Source organism: Novipirellula sp., assembly GCF_041583735.1.
Classification (GTDB): Bacteria; Planctomycetota; Planctomycetia; order Pirellulales; family Pirellulaceae; genus Novipirellula.
This window is the reverse complement of sequence record NZ_JBFHFD010000798.1, coordinates 1-3,431: the sequence shown is the minus strand read 5'-3', so window position 1 is coordinate 3,431 and position 3,431 is coordinate 1. Positions and strand designations below refer to the sequence as shown.

Here is a 3,431-nt window from a genome sequence, read left to right as displayed (position 1 = left end):
GAATCCAATTTTGACGAGATGGATACCAACCGGGACGGCATCGCCTCGGGACAGGAGCGACAAGCTTGGTTCGAGAAAAAAAGGACTTCGCTAAAGAATGATTCCGCAAATGACAGATAGGCTGCTGGCGTGTCAATGTGGGATAGGTTTCCCATGTAAAGCCACCGGAACGTTTTTTGAAAAGAGGCCAAACTACAATGACAACGATCTTTCCTACTGAGATTTTGCAGCGATTGAAACAGACACGCGTGGTCGCGGGGTTTTCAGTCGAGAAAGCCGAGCACGCGGTTCCCTTGGCCCAAGCACTCTTGGCGGGCGGAATCGACGCGATTGAACTGACGCTGCGAACCCCCGCGGGGTTGGCAGCGGTTAAAGCGATCGTTTCCCGCGTTCCCGAAATGCTGGTTGGCGTGGGGACCATCTTGACACCGCAAACGGCTCGAGAAGTAAAAATGGCGGGCGCGGATTTTGGAGTGGCTCCGGGAACGAATCCGCGAGTGGTGCGTGCGGCCGTCGAAGCAGGGCTGCCATTTGCACCGGGGATTGCAACCCCTTCGGAAATCGAGGCTGCAATTGAACTCGGGTGCCGGTTCCTCAAGTTCTTTCCTGCCGCCGCCACCGGGGGAGTTCCATACCTGCGCAGCATGAGCGCGCCGTACAAACATCTGGGCATCCAATATTTCCCGCTCGGCGGATTAAACGCAGACAATATGACCGAATATCTAAACGAGCCCAATGTGCTGGCGATCGGTGGATCATGGATCGTCCAACAATCGCTTGTTGAAAATCATGATTGGGATGGTATCACGGCGCGTGCCGCCGAAGTCGTAAAAATTGCGAAGGGAGCAAGCCATGAGTAAATCAATTGTCACGTTCGGCGAAATCATGGGCCGTTTGGCGGCGCCCGATCATCTTCGTCTTCGTCAAACGCGTGAGTTAGAAGTCACTTATGCGGGTGCTGAAGCAAGTGTCGCAGTATCGATTTGCAATTTTGGTGGATCCGCCCGCTATGTGACCGCCCTTCCGAAACACGCGATTGCTGATGCAACCGTCGACGCGGTTCGCGCGATGGGCATCGATACGCAATTTATCCTGCGTACTGACAAGGGACGACTCGGACTGTATTTCCTCGAAACTGGTGCTAATCAACGCCCCAGCAATGTGATATACGATCGCGCCGACTCGGCGATTGCGATCACGCCGGCCGATCACTATGAATGGGACGAAATCTTCATGGGGGCACAGTGGCTGCATCTGACCGGGATCACACCGGCGCTGTCGGAAAACGCGGCCAATGCCACGCTTGTTTCCGCCAAAATTGCAAAAGCCGCCGGGCTGCAAGTTTCCATCGACTTGAATTTTCGCGGCAAACTTTGGAATTGGGACAAAACCAAGAAGGCTCGTGAATTGGCGAACGCGTCAATGCGAACGATCTTGCCGTTTGTCGATTTGGTGATTGCCAACGAAGAAGATTGCCATGACGTGCTCGGAATTCAAGCGGGCGCAACGGACGTGCATTCGGGATCGCTTGATACGTCGCGTTACCCCGATGTGGCACGACAAGTGGTGCGGCAATTTCCGAATATCAGCAAAATCGCAATCACATTGCGTGAAAGTTTGTCGGCAACCCATAACAATTGGGGCGCAATGTTGTACGACGCGGCAGCCGATCGGGCCGCGTTTGCTCCGTTGGACGAACAGGGAAACTATCGTCCCTATGAAATCAAAAACATTGTGGACCGTGTGGGCGGAGGCGATGCGTTCGCGGGCGGATTGATCTTTGCATTGACGACTTCGGAACTGAGCGAGCCGCAAACTGCAGTCAATTACGCCGTGGCAGCGTCATGTTTGAAACACTCAATCAAAGGTGATTTTAACTACGTGACACGAAGCGAAGTCGAATCGCTCATGGGTGGATCGGCATCAGGGCGTGTGGTGAGATAAGCGGTCTGAATATTGCTGCCGCCCCAAACATCAACGACATGATCACGCGGAAAATTGGTTGCGACACAACGGGATGGGTGCAAATGGCCATGGTTTCTCCTGTGCCGCGAATTTTAGCTTGTCCGGTTCAAGAATCGACAAGACTTTTGCAGGCGAGGGACCAACGCGGCTCACATCCGATACGGGTGGTGAGCATAATTCATCAACTGGTAGCGAAAGAGACAGAGAGACAATGAGATACTTCGCACTGATTGCCGTCCTATTTGCGTGCTGCCCAGCACCGGCGGACGAACCACGCTCCACCGTCCCGATTAGCAACAGGTCCTTGAAGCCCAACGTGCTGTTCATCGCGATCGATGACCTGCGTCCCGAACTGGGCTGTTACGGATCCGAAATTGCGATCACCCCAAATTTGGACAAATTGGCGGGCGGCGGATTGCTGTTTAATCGTGCCTATTGCCAAGAAGCGATCTGCAGCCCGTCACGCGCTAGCTTGATGACCGGAGCCCGTCCAGACACGATCGGCGTGGTCGAGAACAACGCGATCTTCCGTGATCTGAATCCCGATATCGTCACGCTGTCCCAGCATTTCATCGCCAACGGCTATGAAGCGGTGCACTGCGGAAAAATCTTTCACAACCCTGCTCATGCTGACATGGCAAACTCCTGGAGTCGTTCTCCCTCTAAAAAGAATCTGAAACTAAAACCGCCGACATCAACTTATGCCTTGCCCGAGAATCAGGCGATTCAGAAACGGAACCTCGAAACGTTACAAGCAAAATATGGCGAGGGCATTCGCGGCAGTGGACTCGTTCATGGGCCCGCCTATGAATGTGCCGATGTGCCTGACCAAGCGTATCGAGATGGTTACAACACCGACCTTGCGATTGCGACACTGAACGAGATGGTAGATGACGGCGATAAACCATTCTTTCTAGGGCTTGGTTTTTTCAAGCCGCACCTCGAGTTCATCGCTCCGAAACGCTACTGGGATTTGTACGATCCAGCAGACATTCCACTGGCTGAGCACGACGAAGCTCCGATCAACGGTGCGGCAATGGGTCTGCATGCGTCGTTTGAATTGCGAGTCCGCGACGGCATTCCGAAAACGGGACCGATCGATCCCGAATTATCCCGCACGCTGAAACACGCCTACCTCGCCTGTGTCAGCTACATCGATGCTCAAGTGGGACGCATGATCACCGCACTCGAAGAATCGGGCCAGCGTCAGAATACGATCATCATTGTCTGGGGCGACCACGGTTGGCATCTCGGCGACATGGGCGTTTGGGGCAAGGCGACCAACTATGAAATTGCAACTCGAGTGCCGCTGATCATCTGGACGCCGGATATGCCCAAGCACAACCGAGGCAAGACAACCGAGGCACTCGTCGAACTCGTCGATATGTACCCGACGCTTTGCGATTTGGCGGCGATATCGAAGCCATCGCATCTCGAAGGAACCAGTTTTCAGCCTCTGCTCGAAG

The 3,431-nt window shown here is 54.1% G+C and carries 3 protein-coding genes; all 3 read left to right on the top strand.

All coding sequences use genetic code 11. The features are described from left to right. Positions 1-197: 197 nt before the first annotated feature. Positions 198-860, top strand: coding sequence for a bifunctional 4-hydroxy-2-oxoglutarate aldolase/2-dehydro-3-deoxy-phosphogluconate aldolase (locus ABX962_RS32900; RefSeq protein ID WP_372725919.1), 663 nt, complete (start codon positions 198-200; stop codon positions 858-860). Further along, positions 853-1,944 carry a sugar kinase gene (locus tag ABX962_RS32895; protein WP_372725918.1) on the top strand — a complete coding sequence of 364 codons (1,092 nt, stop codon included), beginning with the start codon at positions 853-855 and terminating at the stop codon, positions 1,942-1,944. The genes ABX962_RS32900 and ABX962_RS32895 overlap by 8 nt, the downstream gene beginning before the upstream one ends. 232 nt (positions 1,945-2,176) lie before the next feature. Further along, the coding region (locus tag ABX962_RS32890; protein ID WP_372725917.1) for a sulfatase at positions 2,177-3,431 on the top strand (1,255 nt) is incomplete at its 3' end.

Excerpts from the sequence above, each read along its gene's own strand:
- ABX962_RS32900 (WP_372725919.1), top strand. The coding sequence starts at position 198 with ATGACAACGATCTTTCCTACTGAGATTTTGCAGCGATTGAAACAGACA.
- ABX962_RS32895 (WP_372725918.1), top strand. The coding sequence starts at position 853 with ATGAGTAAATCAATTGTCACGTTCGGCGAAATCATGGGCCGTTTGGCG.